This window comes from Microbulbifer maximicatervae (SeqCode) (assembly GCF_052467305.1).
Genome location: NZ_CP174306.1, coordinates 4,118,734 through 4,140,908, shown reverse-complemented (window position 1 = coordinate 4,140,908; position 22,175 = coordinate 4,118,734). Strand labels below are relative to the sequence as shown.

The window sequence follows — 22,175 nt, the reverse complement described above, 5'->3', positions numbered from 1 at the left end:
CAGCATATGTCTGCCCCGTTATTTACCTGGGAGTTAATACCGTGTTTTCAAGACTTAAGCTGATTGTTTTATGTACACTTTTTGTTCTGATTGGGGCTTCAAATTGGGTTTTAGCCGACTCTTCTGAGTCTCAGGTGATTTACTTGATACGCCATGCAGAAAAAGAGAAAGGGCCCGGGGTGGGTCGCGACCCTCATTTGACTGAGGCGGGCCAGCAGCGTGCACGGCAACTCGCCTATATTCTTGGGGGAGTGGGTATAGATGCTATCTATAGCACTGACTACAACCGCACCCGGGAAACGGTTGAGCCTCTGTCAAAAGAGCTGGGGCTTGAAGTGGAAATTTATAACCCCAGAGATTTAAAAGAATTTGCTAACTCTTTGCAGCAGGCAGGAAATCGGATTTTAGTGGTTGGGCACAGCAATACCACTCCAAAACTGGCGGAATTGCTCGGCGGTGAAAAAGGGCGACCCATTCGAGAGGCCAGTGAGTTTGACCGACTCTATATCCTTGTGCGTGATAATGAGGGGGTAACCACTTTGATACAGCGCTATGGCCCGATGAAATCCTCGCAGACAGAAAATGCAGTTTCAGAGTCATCTTAATTAATGATTTCTTTTATAAAAGTATCGACTACCTGTGACGCCAGTCCGTGGCGGTGTTCCTTGAAGGCATCGCCGACACTACTGCGCTCCAGGTTCAACTCTATGGTGTGAGCTCCAGCCTGATTGGCACATTCGACAAATCCCGCTGCTGGGTAGACGTTTCCAGATGTGCCAATGCTGATGAATAGGTCGCAATCGGATAACGCCTGATAGATAGTTTCCATTTCCAGAGGCATTTCTCCAAACCAGACCACATGGGGGCGAAGGTTTCCCGCCTGCTGACAGCAACTACAGGTATCAGCTATCGAAAGATCCGAATTGAGGGGATATAGTTTCCCGCTCCGGCTGCATCGTGCTTTTAGTAGCTCTCCATGCATATGAATTAGCTGGTCACTGCCCGCGCGCTCATGCAGGTTGTCAATATTTTGAGTAACCAGTAAGTAATCCCCTTGGAATTTCTGTTCCAGTTCGGCCAGGGCGAGATGGGCAGGGTTGGGATGGATATCTGCAGATAGCAGCTGCTGGCGGCGTTCATTGTAAAATCTATGTACCAGTGCCGGATTGCGATCAAATGCCTCTGGCGTTGCGACATCTTCCAGGCGATGGTTTTCCCACAGGCCATCGGCACCGCGAAAAGTACCTATGCCAGATTCAGCTGAAATTCCTGCGCCGGTAAGTACAACGATTTTTTGATACTGTTTTTTCATTTTATATTTTCACACAAGGGCATTGCCTGGATCTTCAGAGGAGCTCGCATCCAGTTCAAAGGTCTTAATTGATGGGCTGGTGTGACTCATAATGTTACCGCCCTGGCACTTCCATGTGCAGGGTTTTATTGGTAGTGCTATCAGTTAGTTTTGCACTAACTGTCTAATATCCCCTTAGCTCCATGGGATCGATACTTTAGTGCATCTTTAGCTTCGGCTTCACAAACCGGTTCGCCTGCCCGATTAGGTAGAGCAGCATAGCTCTCGGCCAGCCGTGGATTGCCGCCAAGTGCATACGGTAGAGTGAGCGATAGGCAAGGCCAGCAAGGCGTCCTTCTACGGTAAGACTGCCTTTAACCAACGCCCCCATCAGGTTGCCAACGGCAGTGTATTGACTGAGGGATACCAGAGAGCCTCGATCGCGATAATAAAAATGGTGCAAAGGCCTATCTTCAAGTAGGGCAATAATATTGTCGCCAACCAGGGTAGCCATTTGCTGTGCTGCCTGGGCGCGCGGAGGCACTCGCTGGTGATTGCCGTCAATGCAACTGGCGCAGTCCCCCATGGCAAAAATCTTTGCGTCAGTTTGGGTCTGCAAGGTAGTTTCCACTTCGATTTGATTGAGTCGGTTGGTACTGAGGCCATCCAGTTGAGTGAGAAATTTCGGAGCCTTGACGCCGGCAGCCCACACTCGGATAGCGGCTGGAACTTCCTTGCCACAAGACGTGGTGAGTCCGCTCTCTGTTGCAGCTGAAATATGATGGCCGGTAAGAATATTAACCCCCATCTTGGCCAGCTCGCGTTCAGCATTATTTCCAATTCGTTTTGGTAGTGCTGGGAGTAGGTGATCACCCCCTTCTATCAAGGTGATTTCCATCGCATTGGGACGAATGCGTCCATAGTTGCCAACCAACTTTACGGCATCTACTAGTTCTGCCGAGAGTTCTACACCCGTTGCCCCGCCACCAACGATCGCTACTTGCAATTTATCGTCAACACGGGTTTCTAAACGGAGGAAACGGTTGAGAAGGTTTTGGTGAAATTTTTGTGCTTCATAACTGCTATCCAGGAAAATACAATTTTCCCTGACGCCGGGAATATGAAAGTCGTTACTATGCCCGCCGATACACAGCACCAAATAATCGTATTCCAATTCCCTCGCGGGTACTAACTCGCTACCGTCCTCATCATTAACGGGTCCGAGCTCAACTACCTGTCGTTCACGATTCAGAGATTGCAGGCTACCCAACTGAAATTCATAGCCGTGAATGCGGGCGTGCACCTGATAATTCAGTGCATCCATATTGGCATCCAATGCGCCGGAGGCAACCTGGTGTAGCAGTGGTTTCCAGAGGTGGGTGCGATTTCGATCGACCAGAGTAACTTGTGCAGCGGGGGACTTGCGGCGGCGCTTAAAGAAAGGGGTAAAAGAAAAATATTGACCGAGCCGCGTAGCCAAATGCAAGCCGCTGGCACCGCCGCCAATAATGACGATCTTTTTCATAGGGGTCTTCCTGTCGATTGCTAAAAGCCGACTCCCCAATCTGTGAAGACCTTTTTTGGTATCGGGAAATATGTCACCGATGTTTTTTCTAACGCCAGTATGTCGCGCTGAAAGACAGATGACAAGTTAATAAAGTCGGTGAAGGCCTCTCTCAATAGAAATCATACAAAGCTCATAACCGGCTGTTGTTCCGGTTTCGCAAAATCCTTAAACCTGGCCTGGTACTGTCTCGTTGTCCTGTGAAATTAGCGCTCGCCAGTCTGCAGACTTGCGCAAGTGTACGCTTACTTCTGGATTCTGTGAGTCTGTTACTACACCGATTATTGACGCCTGGGTGTAACCGCGTTCTAGCAGTGCGCCCACGCAGGCTTCGGCTTGGTCAATAGGAACAGCAGCGAGGAGCCCCCCGCAAGTCTGTGGATCGGTAATCAGTGACCACTGTGGCAATGGCTGCCACTCCTGGGGGTTTTCTACAAAGGCGTAGGCATTGGCATTTTGCGGTTGCAGGCTGGATAGCCATCCGCGCTCGATACAAGTGGCGGCGCCGGAGATTAGCGGTAGATTCTCAGCGATCAGTGTCGCGCTTAACCCTTCAGGGCCGAGCATTTCCAATAGGTGACCCAGCAGGCCAAAGCCCGTGACATCCGTCAGCGCATTGGCGTTATGGCGGGCAAATATCTCTGCGGCGTCGGCATTGCTATGCAACATGGTTTCCAGCGCCTGCTGCAACCATAGGCCTTTAGCCTCTCCCGCGCCCTCTGCTGCCAGGATAGTGCCTACTCCCAATGGCTTGCTCAGGATCAAGCAGTCTCCCCCGCGGGCCCCCGTTTTTTCCAGGAGTTGCTCCCGCTCGGAAAATCCATTGACGGTTAGGCCCATTAGCATTTCAGAACCTTCGGCGGTATGCCCGCCAGATAGGGCACAGTGGTGCCGGTTCAGCTCGTGGATGGCGCCTGCGAGCAACTGCTGTAGGTCTCGCCGGGTAATTTCCTCTGCGGCCGTAGGCAGGGTTGCAAGGATTTGTGCGGTGGCGGGTCGAGCATTCATAGCAAATAGGTCGGATAGGGCGTGCAGAGCCGCCAGGCGACCAAATATCCAGGGATCATCTACAGGTGCACGCAATTGGTCGGAACTCTGCACTAATAAATGATTAGCTGGTAGATCCATAACTGCGGCATCATCACCGACGCCCTTTAACAGGTATTCCGAATGCTGATCCGGAAGGGTCGCCAGCGTGCGGCGCAGGATGTCGGCTCCAACTTTTGCGCCACAGCCATTACAGCGCATAGGAGATAGAGAAGAGCCTGAGCGCTGGTCGACGATGTCTTTGGTTTTGGCAGTGTGATCAGCCATGTCCATTGGCAGCTCACTGAAGCGTCGCATAAATGTGCGGTCGATAGAGTCTTTCCATCGCCACATCAGACCGCTTGCAGCGGCGAAGCCATTTCGAACTGCCACAGCCCGCTTGCCACCACAGGAAAGCAGGCTGAGAAAATCTTTTTGTGGCCGGTATTGTTTTAAGCGGCGTCCGGTCAAGGAGGCGCGCAGATTGTGAAATAGAACTGGCCCCTGGCGAACGGCGTAAACTCCAGCCTTAGGTAGAGGTTCTGGGGCGAAACTGGCCACATCACCAGCTGCAAAAACGTCTTCCCGCCCCTGGGCGCGAAGTGTTTGATCCACCACCACAAAGCCTTTGTCATCGAGGGATAGGCCCGAGTTGGCCAGCCAGGGGGGAGCACAGGCATTGGTGGTGAGTATTACCTGATCGAGGGGCAGGCAGTCATCGCTCCCATTAACGACACCCTGTTCGGTAATTTCATTAACGTTCCAGTTATGGTGTAACTGAACCCCTAGCTCTTGCATCTCCTTTGAGACTAATTTGCGTGCTCTGACTGGATAGCCCTGGGGAATTGCTGCGGCGCCATGAATCAGGTGAACCTCTACCTGCTTTTTCTTAACGGCACCTTGTAAAGCGTGAGCCATTGCCATCGACAGCTCGCAACCTCCGGCACCGCCGCCGACAACTCCTAAGCGGAAAGGTGAGGTGTTTTCACCAACCTGTTTTTGCAGCTTTTGCCAGAAACGGTAGAAATGCCCGATAGGTTTTACCGGGATTGCCAATTCGGAGCCCGGTAACTCGCGGGCGGGAGTCGCGCCGACATCTAAAGAGAGCAGGTCGTACTCTATGGGAGGTCTACCCAATAGGGATACGGTGCGATTATCGATGTCAATTTCGTGTGCACAGGCCTGTATAAAGCGGGCACCAGCGGCCCGGCAGAGTCTGGCAAGATCTATATGAGTGTCTTCCAGGGAGTAATGGCCTGCAACCATTCCGGGCAACATACCGGAGTAGGCGGTTTGCACTTGGGGAGAGACCAGGGTCAGACGCGCGCCTGGCAGAGGATTCATGGCCCACATTTGCAGCACAATAGCATGGCTATGGCCGCCGCCGACCAAAAGGATGTCCTGGTAGTTTGGATGCTCCTGCATGTCTACTCACTGGCTGGGTAACAGAAAAAATGAGAGGCGGTAAGGATACTGGCTTCCCAAACTTCCGCGCCGCGCAAATACACCCCTGGATAAATAGTAGACAGTTCGCATTTGACTGCGAGCGAATGGACGACGCAGCTGCTTATTATCGCGAATAGCAGCGCCAAGGCAAAAAAATCCCCAGGTGCTGGTCTTTACTGTATGGGCCTAATTGCAGTTGTAATCTGCGTAAAATTCATTTTCTGGCGCTTAATTCTAATGCCCCCAGAGCCCGCTTCTCAGAGTGCCTTTTTCCGTCGCTTAATCTGGTGGCTGCTAGCTGGGCTATTGCTGGTGGAAGTTCTTCACTGGTGGGCTGCAAACTGGGTGCGGGTAAAAGCTGGCGACTGGATGGAGGAGCGAGGCCTTGAATTCCATGTGGATCATTTGCGCGTATCGCTGCTGGATCTAAGTGTTATAGCGATTGATGTAAAAGCTGAAAATCGCGAAGGGCGGGGATTCTCTGCTCATGAGGTAATGCTCGATTACAGCTGGTGGCAATTGTTATGGGGGCGAGCTCATTTACCCAAGGCATCGGTGAGCGGTGCCTATATGGATCTGCAGTCTTACCCGGGTGAACTGTACCGGGAGTGGGAGGTGGGTGGTTGGGATCTTGGAGGCGGAGCGCGGCAGGATCGCGATTTCAGGCTGCTTATCGGTCGCGCCCAGATACGGGATAGTGAACTTTGCTACCTGCACAAGCCTATTTGGAAGCAAGCTACCTGTGCAGCCATCGGCAAGCTCCAAACCGATAAATTCACGCTGGCATTATGGCGCAAAGGTGATGTTCCCCTGAACGTAGATATTGCTATTGGGGATTTACAGGTCAGTGATTTATTGGCCTGGGAGGGAGGTAAATCACGATACAACACGGTGATAGGCAGTTTGGAAGGAACTCAGGTCAATTTTTCCTGGCCGAGCCTCAATACAGATCTTAACAAGTTTACTGCGGAATACTTTATAGGATGCCCGCCACAGCGTTGGGCCGATGCAATAGCAGGGCTGCAAAGCCTGATTGGACATTGCGCCTCCGCCCGCCGGCTTGCCGCAGCAGGTGATATGAAATTCGGGTTTGGCCGCAAAGCTCGTGCCCAGTGGCGGCAGCTCAATGGTGAGAGTGTTGTACTGAGGCACAGTGATCGCCTTTGGCAGGATTGGCGGGCCGGGGTTATTAGTATCAGTGAGTTTAATTTTGAGCGCCCGAAAAAGCGCTTGGGATGGAGGCGAGGCTTTGCCCAGGCATTTGATTGGTGTCCACGACATCTGCGTAACGCTAATTCCCACCTGTGTCTGCGAGCGGCTAATTTAGACCTGCCGGAAAAAACGGTTTTCGACTGGAACGATCGCTTAAAAATAAATACAGGGGCCAGTTCAATTAATCGGGGCTACCTCTTGGATATGGCTCGATCTACCAGCCATCCCATCAGGGCTAATAATGGCGTATTTGGTCCTCTTCAGTTTTATGCCAAAACGCGAATATTATCTTTTGCCCACCTCGCGATTGAAACAGCCAATGGGTGTGTACCGGGTGGTCTGTGGCAGAAGCCCGATCACTGTGTCTCTATGGTTGGTCTCAAAAGTACAGAGGAGTTTGCCTTTCAGTTCGGCTCTGCTGAACACAATATTGATTGGGGGCTTTCCAGCGGTCCTCTGCAATTGGCTCAATTTTCAATAGGTGCCAGAGGTCGTCCCAGAGCTAAACTACAGGACCTACGCTGGCGGGCCATTGATACAATAGGTCGTAACGGCCCGCTATCTGCTCAGGACTTTTTTATCCAGTCACTATCCGGGTGTTTACCGCAGGACTTTCTCCCCTCGGATTGGCAGCCTTTGTGCGCACGTTTGAACAGCTTTTCAGGGCAGGGACATTTTGCCTGGCAGGGAGGTGAAGATGGCTATGCCATTTTGGGAAAACTGCGCCTTCACCGATTACTTCTAAATGATTCCTCTGGTGCAGGAAATGGCTTACTGATACAGCAGTTTGAAAGTGGCGATAGCTTATTTAAAAGAAAGGTTACAAATAATCCTTGGGTGGCGACCAGTCAGTTACCGGGTATTCCTCAAGGAGTTGGTGATGATAATTACGGCACCGAAAAAGGAAGACTGGATCAACAAAATATTGATGCGGGTAAAAATCCTGACGACTTAGGGCTGGCCACCATAGAAAACCCAAACCTGGAAATAAAAAACCTTGTTTTGAAGAAACTGGCTGGCTGTCTCACTGAAAGTTGGAAAAGGTTATTTTATCGCGCCAACAAAAGCCACGAAAATCTGCCAGTTTGCTTTGATATCCGCTCATTAGAGCAAAGGGAGCCACTCTTTATATCTTGGCAGCAGGGGATAGATCTCTCTGTAAAAAAAATTTCCGTGGTTAGTGCTGAAGCGAAGACAAAGGGAGGCAGGAAATTATTTGACTTAAAAAAGATAGAGCTACCCCTTGTCAGGCTAAGGCATAGACGTACACCAGACTCTGAATCTTATATCGCTTTGCCCGGTGCAAATGCTGAGCAGTTGAGTGGCTGCTTTCCCGGCGGTAGGCAAGTGAGTTCACTAAATATTCACTGTGTAGATGTTGAGCGCCTTTTACTGGGAGATTACTCCTTCGTTTATTTCAGCCAACGCAATCTAATTGCCAATATGGATGACTCAGCAATTCAATCCGTGCAGTTGAAAAACCTGTCTGGCGAGAATGTTTTTGACCTTGGGGGTGTACTTATACCAAAGCTAGAGTTGCTATGGTCGCGGGAAAAGCCTACCCAGTCAAAAATTGCATTGCAGGATGTTGCTGCTGACAGAGTAACCTTGTGTCTTCCCTGGCTAGCAGAGGCGTATAAATCGATACCGACCTGTGTATTTGGGCAAGATATCCATTCGGTAGGGAAAAGCGGTTGGTCGATCGAAGAAGTGGAATTAAAGGAGGACTTTGAAACTGTACCCATGTTGCAACTGGGGCGAGTATTCACGAAGAGAACGTCTTTTTCCTCCAATACTCTCGATTTTTATGGGCTCAATATCGATGATGTTCTGCTTTGTGGGTTGAGATCTTATTCTTCTGAAAATAATGAAGATATGGGTCTTGCCGATTGCATTGAGACCCCACAAATAAGCTTTGGTGATTCCTGGGTAAAATTGGGTATAGATTCAGGCGCCCCCCGCTTGGATTTAGGGCCGTTAAAGAGTAAGCCTATCGCTTTTTGGCAAAAGGGTAGCGACTATTTAGAAGCTGGCGTGCAGGGCTTGAGTTGGAGTCGATTTATCTGGGATAGAGGTGCAGAGTTCTCAGTGTCGAATCTAAGCTTGCAGAATATCCGGGTGTGTACGCGGGATACGGGGCTTGCAGTAACTGTGGATAAGCTGAGTCGGGCCAGGGCAGGTGACTCCCACCATTGTTTTGGGGTTGATAAATTATCCATGCCGGGATTACAGAAAATCAAATTGTCACACCCCTGGTCAGTTCAAGGTTCTGTAGAATTGGTTGGGTTATCAATACCCAGGAAAAATTTGGGCCCTCTGAAAATACCAAAATTTGAAATTGATAATATCTCCTTGCAAGGGGAATCTTTGGCGAAAGCCTCTGGTGCGAGGGGATGTATGCCAGGGGGACTATTAAAAGACGAAAAGATTGCGCCCTGTTATGAATTTGGGGCCTTTAGTATTGGCAAGGCAGAAGGTATTAATGGCTCTAGCGGTAGGCAGCTTATCCTTTCTGGGATAAAAATAAGTAATGTACAGTTGCATGAGCAGAATTTTCCACAGGAATTGCCACTTAAACTTTTATCCGTATCCGGTATGGGGGCCGGGCACTTAAATATCAGTCGGCAGGGAGTTGACTTCAAGGATTTACAGTTTAAGGAAATTGCAGGATGTTTTCCCAGTGGTTATCTGGATCAGGGAGATCATTGCTTCAGCTTCTCGAGTTTAATGCTGGAGGGAAACTACCGCCGTGGTCAGGGGGCAGAACTTGCTGTTGTGAGGGTCAATGGCATCACTTTACTTTCACCCTCAGGGGAAGAGTTAGTGCACGGTGAGAGCATAATCTTGTCGCATTTGCTCTTTACCGATACCGAGTGGCGCTTTGCCAGTGGTGAGGCAATTCACTTTCATTTTTTTGAGAGAAACCCGGATAGTTTGGATTTTGATCGCCATAGATGGATGGCTGATTTTAAGTCCCTGTGGGTTGAAGGTTTGAGCTACTACCGCCCTAAGAAAACACTCACTGTTGGTTTTATCGACTTTCTGCGCCCTCGATTTATTCTCTTAAGGGATTTATCGGGGAAGTTTCCGGTAGCCCGAAAAATTAATGAACTGCGAGGATTTGGTGGTATTGACACATTTGCTTTCAGGGAGGAAGGCAGCCCACCGCTACTATATCATCTCGGTGACCTATATCTAAAACACGGCACTTTTAGTTGGGTAGACTATCAAGATGAATTCAGGGCCCGCTTACCGGTCCGGGATATCAACTTTAATCTCAGTGATTTAAGTAACTTAGCCAAACACCCCCCTGCGGTGATTGTTGTTAATGGAAGGCCTGGCGGATTTGGTGAGGTTCAGATAGGGGGAACTGTAGATTACTTGGGAGATAAAAAGTGGAATGCTGATCTTACCGGATATCTCACCAGCGTAAATTTGATACCTGCTACGCCTTATATGGCCAAGTTGTTAGGTTACAAAATCCTTCAGGGGCAGGGAGATGCGGTAGTTAATATTCGGGTATTTGAAAATGAACTCGATGGCTTTGCCGATATACGACTGGAAAAACTAAAAGTTCGCCGGGTGCGGAAAGATGATCAGCTACCGGTGAAGTCCACGCTGATTCCCTTGAATATTGCTCTATGGTTGCTAAAAGACGGGCGGGGGGATATCAAGTTTGGCATGCCTGTTAGCGGCAATATTCGCGATCCCAAGTTCTCCTTTAGTTTTGTATTTAGTGAGTTGCTACAAAAGGCAATTATAGATGCCTTGATAAGCTATTTGACTCCCTATGGCGTATATTTGTTGGCACGTTATGCCTGGGGACGTTTCAGGGCGAAATCATTTGCGTCTATTGACTTTGAGCCTGGAAGTGCAAAGTTAACTAATTTAGCACTGACACAACTACAGCGTATGGTCTTTGTTTTACTTAAGAACCCTGACGCACGACCAGGAGTATGCGGCATCTCTAATGCCCGGGACTGGCAAGCCCTGTACCCCTATTCCATGGCAGGTATGAGCAGAAGCGGAAGAGCTCAAGTTGCTTTTTACCAAAACCCATCTCTGGAACTTCGTGAGGAACTTGAAAATTTGGCAATGGAGCGAAGCCGAAATGTCGAAAAGTATTTGATTGATGCGGGAATAGAGGCTTCAGAATTAATCCCTTGCGCACCTGACTATATTGGTAAGGATTTTGGTGATCCAAGGGTGGAATTTTCGAATTAGAGTTTATTTAAAATAATTCAAATAATGTCTGATTGCTGAGTGGATTCTCTCTGGGAATATATAAGTTGGCCTGAATCTCCGTAAATAATCGTTAATGTTGCTTGATAAGCTGCACATATTTAGCGTCTTGAAAAAATCATAGGATTTTCATTAACTTTTTAGATGTTAGGATGAGTTTAGTGCGGTGAGCTGAATAAGCAGTGATTTATTGTTTATTGGCTGTTTATTGCGGAGTGATTATTTCTTGGGAGGTTTGTGCACTATTTCACATTGCGATATGAAGCTTATGATATTGCTGATTTTGATCAATAGCTGATTAGTTTTCTATGGTAGATTCCACTCCCGATTTTGATATTGATTTTCTGAAGTAAGAAATACTTAGGTAAAAAAATGACTCAAGTACACGGAAGTTGCCTCTGTGGTTCAGTGACAATTAGCGCATCTTTGCCCTCTTCAAATCTGGGGGTTTGTCACTGCGGTATGTGCAAAAAATGGGGAGGTGGTCCTCTGTTGGCGGTGGATTGTCAAACCAGTGTTGAGATCACCGGTGAGGAACATGTCAGTGTATTTGATTCATCAATTTGGGCTGAACGGGGTTTTTGTTCAAAGTGCGGTTCGCACCTCTTTTATCGCTTAAAGGAAACTTCCCAGTACTCAGTGCCTGCGGGGATCTTTGATCTTCCGGCCGAGACAACAATGACCCATCAAATCTTTATCGATGAAAAGCCGGATTACTACGAATTTGCCAACGATACCCAGAACATCACGGGGCTGGAGATAGTAACTGAGTACTCATGATAGTGAGTGCTCGCTATCTCTATGGGTATCTTTTAGTCAAGACGGAATATGCGCTCGGGATTCACTTTAGGGTTACTATAGCGTCCTAGGGCTGGATCGCCGCTTCCCTCAATGGTGATTTCAGCTTAGATGGGTACCAAAAGGGTCATCTGCATGGGTTTCGCTCACTGCGGCGGCTCTTTTAGCATCTTTGCGTTGGTATCCGGATGTCTCGTTCTGGAAGCACCTAATCTTTTAAGGTGCCGAGAGCATTAAGATGTAATCGGAAGGTAATACGGACTGGCGAAATTCCATGACTGAAACCCAAATTGTAGAAATTTTCCTGGCCAACCAATGGTGGTCCATCCTGGCGTTGGTGGTAATTGTAATTGGCGTAACTTTATGCTGGTTTGGTGGCCTGATGGCTGCGTTGACGGCCTTGGGTAACAAGCGCTGGGTTTGGGGGATTGTAACGATCGTCCTCGGGCCGATTACCGGCATTCCCTATGCATTGCGTTACAAAGAGGCGGAATATGCCCGATCGCTGATGTTGCGGGGTGTATGGGCCTTACTGGTAGGTCTGATTATCGCCGGGGCTATCTTATTCTTTGGCCGTTAAAGGTTAATAGAGCGCTGGTTCTCAGGTGTCCAGCGCTCCTTCCTTCGATCGAATCATCTCTCCACAGACTTTAGGCATTTTTAATCAGGCGATCAGTGCGCAGGCGCTCCCGCTTATCAAAGAGCTGCCTTGAGGCCAGGGCAACGGCGAGAAAAGTGCCGAAACCGGTGCCTGATGCAATCGCAAAAAGAATCAGGATTTGATATTTGACGGCAATTGTAGGGGAGGTGCCTGAGAGAATCTGCCCTGTCATCATTCCCGGCAAAAATACTATCCCAGCGGCAGCCATGGAATTAATTGTCGGCATCAATCCTGCACGCATCGCATCCCGCCGAAACTCCAAGCTGGCTTGTTGCCAGGTATGCCCCAGCATCAAGCGATTCTCAATAATATCCCTGGAGCGGTGCATACTTTCTGTTAGACGGTCCAGGCTTAGGGCAACACCAGTCATTGTATTACCCAGCAACATACCTAAAAGTGGAATGGAATACTGGGGTTGGTACCAGGGAGTAGGGCCAATCAGTACGGCCAAACTTAATATGGTGATACTGAAAGCGGATACCAGCATTGATAAGGTGCCTACGGCAAAGCTCCAGCCACCGAGCAGACGATACTTTTGTCGGGCTGCCACTTGCTGCCCGGCAAATAGCAGCATTGCCAAGGCCAGTAGTCCCACCCAAAGTAGGGTGCCAACTGCAAAAAGGGTTTCCAGTACCAGTCCTACCAGGGTGAGCTGAATAGCCGTGCGTAGAGCGGCAACAATTAACGATCTACTTAGTTGTAGTCGTGCTACATGAGTGCATACGGCTAGAGCCAATACCAACCCCGCAGCCAAAGACAACTGCCACCAGGATAGGTCGATTACATTCATCGACGGATCTCCTGTTCTTTCAGTTGATTATCAACAATGGCCAAGTGGCGGTGAGCTACCCTTCGAATCTGCTCCTGGCTATGAGCTACCCAAATCGTAGGCAGCTTGTGCTCCTCAATAAGCCCTGTCAGCCATTGCTCTACCTCCTGGGCAGATCTGGCGTCTAGATTGGCCGTAGGCTCATCTAGAAGAAGCGCTTGGGGTTTGTAGGATATTGCGCGAATAAGAGCCAAGCGCTGCTTTTCTCCCGAAGACAGTCGATTGACTTGCCACTTTACTGCGCCCTCAGGAAAGCCGAGAAGTTTAAGTGCATCATTCATGGGGGTTGCGAAGTGATCGCCGACAGTTTCTTCCCACCAGGCAGTCTGCGCGGGAACCAACATCACATGCTTTCTCCACTGGTGTGCTGGATATGTACTCTGGGATTTATTCTTAAAGCATATGTCGCCTGTGTAGGGTTCAAGGTCAGCTATGGCTCTGAGTAAGCGGCTTTTCCCTGAGCCAGATGGACCAGATAAGCAAATAATTTGGCCAGATGCCATGGTTAAATTTATATTTTGAAGACAACCTACAAAAATATTTTTTAGTACCAGAGTCGACATGAGCTTCGTGGAGATTAGTGTTTAATAGAAATTATCAGCAAATGATCATTTGTGTAAAGTAAGTTTTATCTTTTAATTTCTTATTCTTTGTATATGAATTTTGGGTCTTTCTTGGGTTGGGGAATGTCTTGATACTCTGGGGTTATGGATTAAATCTATAACCTGTAAAAATTGTAGACTCTGTTAAGGAAGGTGACAATGAAAATCTGGTGATATAAATTTGTAGGTATTGTTGTGGTTATTGTTTTGTAATTTTATCTAAGAATCAGTGGAAGAGAAAATTTTAGTCGTATCGATATTTTAATCTGTATGCCGGAAGCTATTATTTTAAAGGGCTTGATTTTTAATAAGTGCAGTCGGTAAAGGGTGGGTCAGTTGATAGAGTTGGTTCTTATCCTGATCATGAAGAAGGCACTAATGAGATAATTATAGTTGAGTGAGAACGGTATCAAATTTACAACCTAAGAAAATTGGCACTTACAGAAAGTAGTAGAAAAGCTGTTGGAAAGACACCCCTTGTCGATCAGGTAAGAATTGAGATGTAGTACTGGTTTGCGTGGATGCTGACAAGGATAGGCACAGAAAGTGACTGCTGGTGAGTAGCAACAAATAGACATCACAACTCGGAAAGAAATAGGTTCCCAGTAGAGGGCAAGTTATATAAAGAGGCATACGGTTGTATCGTTGCAGTATGAGATGATCTATTCACTAATTTATTTTCAGCCCAAATGGTGGAGCCTTATACAAGGTACCAATAGCGATAAGGACTTCCAGTATGACCTCGACAAGAGGCAATTGAACCGCTGTGCATACTGCCGCGACAATCAGTGACTTGCTGCGCTGTGATCGTGTGATATTGGAGCAAATTGCCAGGACGACTACCAACGTCACAGCCAACGATAATTGCCATTATCAAAGATGATCACACTAATTGTTACTTAATAAGCTACTCCCATTAATTTCAAAATGCCTGCTCTACACTCGTTGGATCTGCCCTTTCTTATGGGGCGTCCAGGTGGTGGGATATTGGTGATTGCTGATTTCAACCATAAGTCATGCTTCTATTTTACTATTAGTATCTGTCTCCATATTGACACTGGGCCCATCCTGTAAAAAAGCTTGTGCGGTGTAGGAAAGCTCAAGAATAAGTGTCAAGCGTTGTTTCTCTATGAAGGATAGCCGGCTTATCTGCCGGTCTGTCGTATTCTCGGGAAATCTTAAAGTGTTTAATGTATGCCCCATTGGTTGATTAAAGTTTTCGCCTATTGTTTCGTCCCACTAGGCATTTTGCAGTGGTACCAACATAACTTGCTGCCGCCACTTGTGATTTGCCATTTCCTTCTGGCTTTTGTCATCAAATGATATCAATGTCATGGGGTTCAATGTCTGTAATGGCTCTGAGTAGACGGCTTTTACCCGAACTAAAGGGACCTGAGGACAATTGATTTTTCCTGCCAGTACTTTTAGTTGTACTTTTTTAAGTGGGCCAATGCTCAGTGATTCCAGCTTTAGCTCAGGTATAATCGTGTCTATCTATTTCAATTTCCTTCACCTTAAAAGTCGGTGGAATACTCAAGCTTTGTGGATATGGCTGAAGAGTCGAGTTTTATCTCCCTGATCAATTTGATTAAAGGTTCTAGTTGGTAGTCAAGCTGATATGATGCGCGTCTGTTAACGCAGAAGCTGTACAAAAAACAGCCGTTAGCAGGTGTTAAATTATATTGGGGATAAAACATGTACAAAAAATTAGCGGTGCTTTCTATAGCTACATCTCTTTTTGCGGGTTGTGCGTCGGTTCCTATGGAGAGTGATGAGTTATCGAATAAAGCTAAAGAGTTCAATTCACCTACTGAGGGGAATGCTGGTCTCTACATCTATAGAGCTTCTGGTCCCGGTACTACTCTGAAGAAAGATATCTGGGTTAATGATGAATGTGTTGGTCAATCTGCACCCAACGTCTTTTTCTACCAGGAGGTTATTGGGGATAAAGAATATAAGGTCTCAACCGAGTCGGAGTTCTCCCCGAATGACCTGTTGGTTGATGTAAAAGCAGGTGAAAATTACTTTATCGAACAATACATTAAAATGGGAGTGTTCGTTGGTGGTGCAGACTTGAAACTTGTTGAGTCTGAAGAAGGTAAAGCTGATATTACAAAATTAAAGCTTGCAAAAGCTGGCGAGTGCAGCCAGAAATAAAGTTGGCTCTGAGAGAGGCACACTTAGTATGTGTGCTTCTCGAAATTTTACCTAGGAGTCTTATTTCCTTAAGAATGCATTAGGCTGGTTCGATACCCACCGGACTTTTTGGGTAAGCTTTAGAGATTGTATTGAACTTACAATGAGCTTCTCCCCTTCCTTTTTCAGCTTCCCTTTGAACCTCCCGCTCCAGTCCGCCATAATCCGCTCCTTCCGAATCGAATAACGAGAGCTGTATGACCGACACCTCTGTTTATGAGGCCACAGAGCGCCTGCCGTTAAAGGAGTACACCGAAAAGGCGTACCTGGATTACTCCATGTATGTGATCCTGGACCGCGCCCTGCCGAATATCGGTGACGGCCTTAAGCCTGTACAGCGGCGTATCGTGTACGCCATGAGTGAGTTGGGCCTGAAGAATACTGCCAAGTATAAGAAGTCCGCGCGCACCGTTGGTGATGTGATCGGTAAGTACCACCCCCACGGCGATAGTGCCGTGTACGAGGCGATGGTACTGATGGCACAGCCGTTTAGTTATCGCTACCCACTGATTGATGGCCAGGGCAACTGGGGCTCGCCGGATGATCCCAAGTCCTTTGCCGCGATGCGTTACACCGAGTCGCGCATGGGTAAATATTCGGAAGTGCTGCTGTCGGAGCTGGGGCAGGGCACTGTGGACTGGCAGCCCAACTTTGACGGCACCATGGATGAGCCCTGCGTACTGCCTGCGCGGGTGCCCAATATTCTATTGAACGGTACCACCGGTATTGCCGTGGGTATGGCTACGGATATTCCCCCGCATAACTTGCGCGAAGTGGTCAACGCGACTGTAGAGCTGCTGGAAAATCCCAAGGCCACAGTAGAAGAGCTGTGTGAGCATATTCTCGGCCCGGATATGCCCACTGAGGCAGAGATTATTACGCCGCGGGATGATATCCGTAAGATTTACACCTCCGGTCGCGGTTCTATCAAGATGCGCGCTCTGTGGAGTAAGGAAGACGGCGATATTGTCATTACTGCGCTGCCCCATCAGGTGAGCGGTGCCAAGGTGTTGGAGCAGATTGCCCAGCAGATGCAGGCGAAGAAGCTGCCCATGGTGAGCGACCTGCGCGATGAGTCGGATCACGAAAACCCGACGCGCTTGGTAATTGTGCCGAAATCCAATCGGGTGGATATGGAATCGGTGATGAATCACCTGTTTGCCACTACCGATCTTGAGCGCAACTACCGCGTCAATATGAATATGATTGGTATCGACGGGCGCCCGCAGGTGAAGTCCCTCGATAAAATCCTGCGGGAGTGGCTGACTTTCCGCGCCACTACCACCCGCCGTCGTCTGCAGTTCCGTCTGGATAAAGTTGAGAAGCGCCTGCACCTGTTGGCAGGTTTGCTGGTTGCCTTCCTCAATATTGATGAAGTGATCGAAATTATCCGTACCTGTGACGAGCCCAAGCAGGAGCTGATGGATCGCTTTGAGCTCACGGATATCCAAGCGGACTACATTCTCGATACCAAGCTGCGCCAGTTGGCACGCCTCGAAGAGATGAAGATTCGCGGCGAGCAGGCGGAGCTGGAAAAAGAGCGAGATACCCTCACCAAGACCCTGAATAGCGAGCGTCGCCTCAAGACCTTGATCAAGAAAGAGCTTCTGGCCGCAGCCAAAGAGTTTGGCGACGATCGCCGTTCCCCAATTGTGGCTCGTGAAGAGGCCAAGGCGTTTAGTGAATCTGAGCTGCTGTCTTCAGATCCCATCACCGTTATCGTTTCTGAAAAAGGTTGGATTCGCGCGGCCAAGGGCCATGAAATTGATGCGGCAGCACTCAGTTATAAGGCGGGGGACAGTCTCGGTTTTGCCGCGCGGGGCAAGAGTAACCAGCCCGCGTTATTACTCGATAGCACTGGTCGCAGTTACTCCATTGCCTCCCATACTTTGCCTTCAGCACGGGGGCAGGGCGAACCCCTCAGCGGGCGTATCAACCCCCCCTCCGGTGCCACCTTTGAGGGCTTGTTGATGGGCCCTGATGAGCAGCGAGTGTTACTGGCTTCCGATGCGGGTTATGGCTTTATCGCCAAGCTCTCTGATTTGCAGTCGCGCAATAAGGCGGGTAAAGCCATGCTGACCCTGCCCAAGGGAGCCCAGGTGCTTTCCCCTCAATTGCTGGAGAGCCTCGATGATGTTCTGCTGGCAGCGGTGACCACCGAGGGGCGCATGTTGGTGTTCCCTGTGACTGAATTGCCGGAATTGTCCAAAGGCAAGGGCAACAAAATTATCAATATCACTTCAGCCCGCGCTGCGGCCCGCGAAGAGGTGGTCATCGGTGTTGCCGTATTGAAGGGCAGGGACCAACTAGTCGTTCACGCCGGTAAGCGCCATACCAAGATCAAGATCTCGGAGATGGATCACTATCGCGGTGAGCGTGGCCGGCGTGGCAACAAGCTGCCCCGGGGCTTCCAGAAGGTCGATAAGATCGAGGTTCTGGAGAAATAGGCCCATCCCGGATGCAGGTCGAAAGGGCGGTCCTAGTGACCGCCTTTTTTAATGGGGTTTTGGGATATTGATAACTCGCACATTGATGAAATAATAAGCAGGCTTATAATGAGCGGCCTTAGACAGGGAGAGCAGATATGTCCAGGGAAGATGCCGTTACTGAAATGAGTTTTGAACTACACAGTGCAGCACGGCTGCTGCGGCGAAACTTTGACCGCAGAGCCAAGGACCACGGGCTGAGTGGATCCCGCTGGCAGGTGCTTTGGCATCTATTGCGTGAGGAGGGCCTCAAGCAGGCAGAGTTGGCCGAGCGCCTGGACCTAGCGCCGATCAGTCTGGCGCGCCAGCTGGATAACCTCCAGCAGGAGGGGCTGGTGGAGCGGAGGCCCGATCCCGAGGACCGGCGCTGTTTCCGTATTTATCTGACGGGGCAGGCAATGCCGGCCCTCGAGTTGCTGGGCGGCGTAGCCCAGCAGACCCGCAGTGAGGCACTTGCGGGCTTTTCCGCCGCAGAGGTGGATCAATTGCAGTCGCTGCTATTGCGGTTGCGCAAGAATTTGACACGTGAAGAGATTGAATGTGACTGAAAAGCTGTCCATTAAGCTAGACCGCGCTGGGCAACGAGAGTTCGCACTCTCCTTTTTCCTGGTACTGGCCGTCCTGATAGGGGGATGGAACCTGTTGCGCGGCAGCGACATTGTCGAGACAGAGAACGCTTACGTGAAAGCGGACAAGATCTCCCTGGCGCCCGAGGTTAGTGGTGTTGTCACTCAGGTGCTGGTGAGTGCCAACCAGGTAGTGGAGAAAGGGCAATTATTGATTCAGATCGACCGCACGGCCTTCGAACTGGCGGTGACTGAGGCGGAGGCGCGCCTGGCCCAGGTGCGCAACGAATTGCTCGCTCGCCGTTCGGAATATGCTGAAGCAGATGCTGCGTTGCAGCAGGCACGGAAAGATGCGGACTTTTACCGCCGCCAATTGGAGCGCAATGAAAAACTGAGCAAGGTGGCGTTTTCCGAGGCGGAGCTGGACAGCGCCCGCCAGCAGCTAGAGCGGGCTCGTGCACAGATCACGATTAATGCTGAGAAGCTCTCCAGCTTGCGCGCTGAATTGGGGGGCGACCCGAGCATTGCCCTGGAAGAGCAGGCAGATTTAAAAGTGGCTCAAGCGCAACTGGATACGGCCCGCTACCAATTGTCGCGCACGCGCATTATTGCTCCCGTGGATGGCACTATCGCCAATACCGTACCCAAGGTGGGGGAGATGGCCACTCTGGGCATTAACCTGCTGCAAATGATTGGCTCCACTGGCCTTTGGGTGGAGGCCAACCTGAAAGAGACCGAGCTGGGTCGCGTGCGCACGGGCCAACAGGCGGAAGTGACCCTGGATGCCTACCCGGATTTTGAGTGGCAGGCTCAGGTGGACAGCATGAGCCCCGCCAGTGGCAGTGAGTTTGCTTCCACACCGCCGCAGAATGCCAGTGGCAAGTGGGAGAAAGTCGTGCAGCGGGTGCCGGTGCGATTGCGTCTATACCCCCTCAAGGATTCTCCGCCTCTGCGCGCAGGTATGAGCGCCAAGGTACGAATTGATACCAGTGAAGACGATAAAGTGGTGTCGGCCCGTGCAACGAGCGGTGAAAGCGGCAGGGTGGTGCTTTAACTGGGTTTGAGAGAGAGGTTTCTGGGCCCGATAGAACTCGGGCCGAGAGCTGCACCTAGTTGCTTATTGAACTCGGTGCCAAGTTTGGGTGCGGTAGAGGAAGCCCAGGTAGCCGCGCAGCTTAAGGGTGTTGTCATCCTCCAGCCAGACTTTCAGGTCGTAAACCTTGCCTTTTACCGGGTCGAGAATTTCCCCGTCCTCGTATTTTTTCCCTTTCTTTTCCAGCCCGCTGATGACATCCATGCCGACAATGGGCTTACCTTTCAGGTCGCCTGGGCACTTGTCGCAAACGGTGTCGTTAGGCTTCATCAGAAGATCCACTACCTTGCCGTAATACTTCCCATCCTTTTCATAGATGTTGACGATGGACTTTGTCTCTCCGGTCTCGTCATCGATAGTGCGCCAGTTGCCCAGGATATCTGCAGCACTGGCCTGCAGGGCGAACAGCAGGCCAAAGGTGGCCAGAAGCAGGTTTCTAATCATCACTTATTTTCCTATGTAAAGTAGGGTGACCCGGATATTACATCAAGTCACCTGCGAGGGCAGTGGGCTAGTCGTCATCAGGTAAAATCTAACAGTCAAAAAGTAGCATTTGGCCACATATCCCTGCCTTTTCTCTCTACTTGTCCCAATTTCGGGACCTTTGTGAGTTACCCAAAGGCACCTTTAAGAGGAACAGCTCAAGGGGATACGCTTGCCAGATTCTGGCGGTGCACTGGCCCAGACTTCTCGCTCCGGGTGCTCGGCGAAAGGGGATTGCAGTAACTGGCGCAGAGTCCGCAAAGGATGATAGTCGCCATCTTCAGCAGCCTCGATGACCTTCTGTGCCAAATAGTTGCGCAGAATGTATTTCGGGTTGACCGACAGCATGGCTAGATTGCGCTCCCGGGAGTTATTTGTCTCCCGGGTGAGGCGGCGATCGTAGTGCTCCAGCCACTGATCCAGGGCGCTGTGGTGAGTGGGGTTGAGTAACTCGTGCAAAGCGCTGGCCGGACGCTCCCCCCGGTAGTGGGCCAAGGCGCGGAAAAACAGGCTGTAGTCGGCTTGGCCGTGTTGAAGCAACTTCAGCAGTTCCGAGCAGAGGGCTTGGTCGCCATCTTCTTCTTTTTCCAGCCCCAGTTTGGCCCGCATACGTTGCGCATAGGCCTCGCTTACCACCGGCTGGAATTGCTCCAGGCATTCGCGCAGGGCGTCTACACCGACAAAGGCCGACAGTGCATGGGCGAGAGCATTCAGGTTCCACAGTACGACTCCAGGCTGTTGCTCAAAGGCGTAACGGCCGGTGTGGTCGGAGTGATTGCAGATAAAAGTGGGGTCGTAGTCGTCCAGGAAGGCGTAGGGCCCGTAGTCAAAGGTGTCGCCAATAATCGACATGTTGTCGGTGTTGAGCACGCCGTGGGCAAAGCCTACGGACTGCCAGGCTGCAACTAGCTCTGCACTGCGGCGGGTGGTAAAGCGCAGCAATGCTTCAGCTTGGTCGCCCACTGCCATACCCTCTGTACCCGGTATAAAGCGTCGGCAAATAACCCCGATCAACTCCTGTAGGGCCTCCAGTTGCTTGGTGTAAAACAGGTATTCAAAGTGACCGAAACGCACGTGGCTCTCCGCCACTCGGATCAGCATGGCCCCGGTTTCAATTTTCTCACGGGTGACAGGTTCGTCGCTTCCGACAATGCACAGTGCCCGGGTGCTGGGAATACCGAGGCCGTAGAGTGCCTCACTGGCGAGGTACTCCCGTATGGTGGAGCGCAATACTGCGCGGCCATCACCAAAGCGGGAGTAGGGCGTTTTTCCTGCACCCTTTAAATGCAGTTCCCAGCGCCGGCCTTCACTCTCGATTTCACCCAATAGCAGTGCTCGCCCATCCCCCAGGTCCGGGTTGTAGACCCCGAACTGGTGACCGGTGTATTTCATCGCAAATGGGCGGCTTCCCTTAAACAGGCGGGCGCCGCAGCCCAGCTCGGCCCAGGCGGGGTCAGATTTCTCGTTGGGATCTATTCCCAATAGTTGCAGCACAGAAGGGTTGGTATCGATTACCTTGGGGTGGCGGAAAGGAGTGGGTGCTATGGGGGTGCCAAAGGCTTCCCCCATATCCGCATAGTGGTGTTCGAGAGTGACTTCGCTCAGTTTCATAGCTTTTGATTGTAGGGTGAATATTTGCGTAAAACGCCAGTGTTCAGAGTGGCTCACAAGGGCCCCTGG

General features: G+C 50.2%; 16 protein-coding genes. 8 read left to right on the top strand and 8 right to left on the bottom strand.

Features of this window, described 5'->3' with window-relative positions:
* Positions 1-41: 41 nt before the first annotated feature.
* Complete coding sequence (locus ACJJI4_RS18050; RefSeq protein WP_444926018.1) at positions 42-605, top strand: SixA phosphatase family protein; 564 nt, start codon at positions 42-44, stop codon at positions 603-605.
* On the opposite strand, the gene cobB is transcribed toward ACJJI4_RS18050, so the two are convergent.
* The 3 genes from cobB to ACJJI4_RS18035 all read right to left on the bottom strand — a co-directional run bounded on the left by cobB (position 602) and on the right by ACJJI4_RS18035 (position 5,306).
* Complete coding sequence (cobB, locus tag ACJJI4_RS18045) at positions 602-1,312, bottom strand: Sir2 family NAD+-dependent deacetylase (protein WP_444926017.1); 711 nt, start codon at positions 1,310-1,312, stop codon at positions 602-604. The genes ACJJI4_RS18050 and cobB overlap by 4 nt on opposite strands.
* A 196-nt stretch (positions 1,313-1,508) precedes the next feature.
* Positions 1,509-2,816, bottom strand: a complete 1,308-nt coding sequence (locus tag ACJJI4_RS18040; RefSeq protein WP_444926016.1) for an NAD(P)/FAD-dependent oxidoreductase — start codon at positions 2,814-2,816, stop codon at positions 1,509-1,511.
* A 207-nt stretch (positions 2,817-3,023) separates the two neighbouring features.
* A complete protein-coding gene (locus ACJJI4_RS18035) occupies positions 3,024-5,306 on the bottom strand; it encodes a slr1591 family oxidoreductase (protein ID WP_444926015.1) in 2,283 nt (760 codons plus the stop codon).
* Positions 5,307-5,564: 258 nt separating this feature from the next.
* Here ACJJI4_RS18035 and ACJJI4_RS18030 point away from each other — a divergent pair, with 258 nt between their 5' ends.
* From ACJJI4_RS18030 to ACJJI4_RS18020, 3 genes are all read left to right on the top strand, one after another.
* Positions 5,565-10,763, top strand: coding sequence for a DUF748 domain-containing protein (locus tag ACJJI4_RS18030; RefSeq protein WP_444926014.1), 5,199 nt, complete (start codon positions 5,565-5,567; stop codon positions 10,761-10,763).
* A gap of 390 nt (positions 10,764-11,153) precedes the next feature.
* Positions 11,154-11,561: a GFA family protein gene (locus ACJJI4_RS18025; protein WP_282931128.1), complete on the top strand. Its 408-nt coding sequence runs from the start codon at positions 11,154-11,156 to the stop codon at positions 11,559-11,561.
* 292 nt (positions 11,562-11,853) lie between these two features.
* Positions 11,854-12,159 (top strand): hypothetical protein, encoded by a 306-nt coding sequence (locus tag ACJJI4_RS18020; RefSeq protein ID WP_282931129.1) that lies wholly within the window; start codon positions 11,854-11,856, stop codon positions 12,157-12,159.
* A 70-nt stretch (positions 12,160-12,229) separates the two neighbouring features.
* On the opposite strand, the gene ACJJI4_RS18015 is transcribed toward ACJJI4_RS18020, so the two are convergent.
* The 3 genes from ACJJI4_RS18015 to ACJJI4_RS18005 all read right to left on the bottom strand — a co-directional run bounded on the left by ACJJI4_RS18015 (position 12,230) and on the right by ACJJI4_RS18005 (position 14,529).
* Positions 12,230-13,030, bottom strand: a complete 801-nt coding sequence (locus tag ACJJI4_RS18015) for an ABC transporter permease (RefSeq protein ID WP_444926013.1) — start codon at positions 13,028-13,030, stop codon at positions 12,230-12,232.
* On the bottom strand, positions 13,027-13,632 hold the full coding sequence (locus ACJJI4_RS18010) for an ABC transporter ATP-binding protein (protein ID WP_444926012.1): 606 nt from the start codon (positions 13,630-13,632) through the stop codon (positions 13,027-13,029). Before ACJJI4_RS18010 ends, ACJJI4_RS18015 begins: the two co-directional genes overlap by 4 nt.
* A 708-nt stretch (positions 13,633-14,340) precedes the next feature.
* Complete coding sequence (locus ACJJI4_RS18005; RefSeq protein ID WP_444926011.1) at positions 14,341-14,529, bottom strand: ABC transporter permease; 189 nt, start codon at positions 14,527-14,529, stop codon at positions 14,341-14,343.
* A gap of 837 nt (positions 14,530-15,366) precedes the next feature.
* On the opposite strand from ACJJI4_RS18005, the gene ACJJI4_RS18000 reads away from it, so the two are divergent.
* From ACJJI4_RS18000 to ACJJI4_RS17985, 4 genes are all read left to right on the top strand, one after another.
* Positions 15,367-15,828: a DUF2846 domain-containing protein gene (locus tag ACJJI4_RS18000; protein ID WP_444926010.1), complete on the top strand. Its 462-nt coding sequence runs from the start codon at positions 15,367-15,369 to the stop codon at positions 15,826-15,828.
* A 236-nt stretch (positions 15,829-16,064) separates the two neighbouring features.
* Complete coding sequence (parC, locus tag ACJJI4_RS17995) at positions 16,065-18,314, top strand: DNA topoisomerase IV subunit A (protein WP_282931134.1); 2,250 nt, start codon at positions 16,065-16,067, stop codon at positions 18,312-18,314.
* 137 nt (positions 18,315-18,451) lie between these two features.
* Positions 18,452-18,901, top strand: coding sequence for a MarR family winged helix-turn-helix transcriptional regulator (locus ACJJI4_RS17990; RefSeq protein WP_413663442.1), 450 nt, complete (start codon positions 18,452-18,454; stop codon positions 18,899-18,901).
* Complete coding sequence (locus ACJJI4_RS17985; protein WP_282931136.1) at positions 18,894-19,973, top strand: HlyD family secretion protein; 1,080 nt, start codon at positions 18,894-18,896, stop codon at positions 19,971-19,973. Before ACJJI4_RS17990 ends, ACJJI4_RS17985 begins: the two co-directional genes overlap by 8 nt.
* A 63-nt stretch (positions 19,974-20,036) precedes the next feature.
* Here the strand turns inward: ACJJI4_RS17985 and ACJJI4_RS17980 are convergent, their stop codons facing one another.
* Positions 20,037-20,456 (bottom strand): DUF2147 domain-containing protein, encoded by a 420-nt coding sequence (locus tag ACJJI4_RS17980; RefSeq protein WP_108734638.1) that lies wholly within the window; start codon positions 20,454-20,456, stop codon positions 20,037-20,039.
* A 183-nt stretch (positions 20,457-20,639) separates the two neighbouring features.
* Positions 20,640-22,163: a protein adenylyltransferase SelO gene (locus ACJJI4_RS17975; RefSeq protein WP_444926009.1), complete on the bottom strand. Its 1,524-nt coding sequence runs from the start codon at positions 22,161-22,163 to the stop codon at positions 20,640-20,642.
* Positions 22,164-22,175 lie beyond the last annotated feature (12 nt).